Source organism: Candidatus Infernicultor aquiphilus, from assembly GCF_002784285.1.
In the GTDB taxonomy this organism is placed as follows: Bacteria; Atribacterota; Phoenicimicrobiia; order Phoenicimicrobiales; family Phoenicimicrobiaceae; genus Infernicultor; species Infernicultor aquiphilus.
Genome location: NZ_PFKO01000037.1, coordinates 1 through 1,228 on the forward strand (window position 1 = coordinate 1; position 1,228 = coordinate 1,228).

Consider the following 1,228-nt stretch of genomic DNA (forward strand, 5'->3'; position numbering starts at 1 on the left):
AATCAGGATGATTTACGAAATCTGCTTGATTATGTAGCGTTAGGGTCAATTGCTGATTCTGTCCCCTTTATTGATGAAAATCGTATTTTAATTAAGTGTGGATTAAAGGTACTTAATCAAACTGATAAAGAAGGTTTAAAAGCATTAATAGTGGAGAGTGGAGTAGATTATGGCAATTTGGGTACCAAAGAAGTTAATTTTGCTCTTGCTCCCCGAATAAATGCAGCAGGGAGGTTGGATGATCCCAAATTGGCTTTAGAATTACTACTAACTGATTCTGAATCTAAAGCTAAATATTTATCCCGAAAATTAAGTGAAATAAACAAATACCGACAGGATGTTGGAGATAATATATTAAGGGAAGCTAGGGAATTTGCTTTTAAACAAGTAGAAGATGAAGATAATAAGGTATTAGTTCTTGCTTCAGAGGATTGGAATCAAGGGGTAATTGGTATAATAGCCTCTAGATTAGTAGATGAATTAAATCGTCCTATAATTATTATTTCTAAAAAAGATGGAATAGGAAAAGGGTCAGGAAGGAGTATCAAAGGTTTTCATTTATATAAAGCTCTAGAATTATGTAAAGATATTTTGATAAACTTTGGTGGTCATCAGTTAGCTGCGGGTATCACCATAGAGTACAATAAAATTCCTGAGTTTAAGTCAAGGATAAATAAAATTGCTCAAGAATTTATTAACGAAGATGATCTAAATCCAGAATTAGAAGTAGACGCCCAAATTTCATTAAGTGATATTAATTTTAACTTAATTAAAGATATCAATGTTTTGGAACCATTTGGGTCAGGAAATCCTCAACCTGTATTTTGCAGTTTTAAAAACATGATATACGATTGGCAGTTGGTTGGTCAAAGTAGAGAGCACCTTAAACTAAAAATTAAGGAAGAGAACAAAATATTAGAAGGAATTGGATTTGGACTAAGCAAAATGGGAAGCCAAATATTTTCTGAAAGTAAGGTAGTAGACTTAGCCTTTAATATCGAATTAAATAAATGGAATGGGTCAGAAAATATTCAATTAAATATAAAAGGTATAAAAGCTATTTTTTAGGAGGCAGATAAAAAGTGATAGATTTAAAAGAGAAAATTAGAAATATTCCAGACTTTCCCGTAAAAGGCATTCAATTTAAAGATATTACCACACTGTTAAAAGATAAAGAAGCTTTTAAATATAGCATTGATGAAATAACTAAGTACTGTAGTAAATATCA

The 1,228-nt window shown here is 30.9% G+C and carries 1 protein-coding gene and 1 pseudogene; both read left to right on the forward strand.

Features of this window, described 5'->3' with window-relative positions:
- A partial coding sequence (locus tag COZ07_RS01165; protein ID WP_406606770.1) for a DHH family phosphoesterase occupies nucleotides 1–1,068 on the forward strand: 1,068 nt, incomplete at its 5' end.
- Between the two features lie 17 nt (nucleotides 1,069–1,085).
- Nucleotides 1,086–1,228 (forward strand): annotated as a pseudogene (locus COZ07_RS01170) (adenine phosphoribosyltransferase); the annotation flags it as partial.